This is a genomic window from bacterium (assembly GCA_029210965.1).
In the GTDB taxonomy this organism is placed as follows: domain Bacteria; phylum BMS3Abin14; class BMS3Abin14; order BMS3Abin14; family BMS3Abin14; genus JALHUC01.
This window is the reverse complement of record JARGFZ010000144.1, coordinates 1-559: the sequence shown is the minus strand read 5'-3', so window position 1 is coordinate 559 and position 559 is coordinate 1. Positions and strand designations below refer to the sequence as shown.

The window sequence follows — 559 nt, the reverse complement described above, 5'->3', positions numbered from 1 at the left end:
CTCGGGTCCTCTTTCCGAATCACGCTTTCAGAAAAACGGTTTAACCCCTGGCTCGTAAAGAGGTATTTGCCAAGGTCTCTACGGAAAGGGAGAACTCGTGTTTCTCGGTGAGCTTCTCATGGGCAAGGGTCGGTCCAAAGTCATGGTAACGTTTCTGTATGAGCTCGATCGCTTTGTTGCGTGTTTCCTCGGGCAGACACCGGTTGCTCGGCCGACCCCGGCGGCGGGAGACCAAGGCAGACGGCCCTTCCCGTTTGAAGCGCTTAACCAAACGCTTTATCTGGCGGATGCTCAACCCTAACTGAGCAGCAGCGACTTTTTGCTTGATGGCACCGGAGACTAACGCATTCATAACGGTGACACGATCCAGTTCCTTGTGGCTCATTGTGAATATCTCCTCTGACATGTCGCCCCCTTGCAAAAGTTGAAGTAGGGGACATTTGTAACTTGGACAGAGGGGACATTACTACTTTGGACTAACAGGGATGCATATAAGGTTGACAAATGACACGAATCAAGATACATAGAGATGTTCGGGCCCATAGCTCAGTTGGTTAGA

General features: G+C 50.8%; 1 protein-coding gene. It reads right to left on the bottom strand.

The window, feature by feature from the left end:
* Positions 1 to 40: 40 nt before the first annotated feature.
* Positions 41 to 406, bottom strand: a complete 366-nt coding sequence (locus P1S59_14695) for a helix-turn-helix domain-containing protein (GenBank protein MDF1527469.1) — start codon at positions 404 to 406, stop codon at positions 41 to 43.
* Positions 407 to 559: the final 153 nt, after the last annotated feature.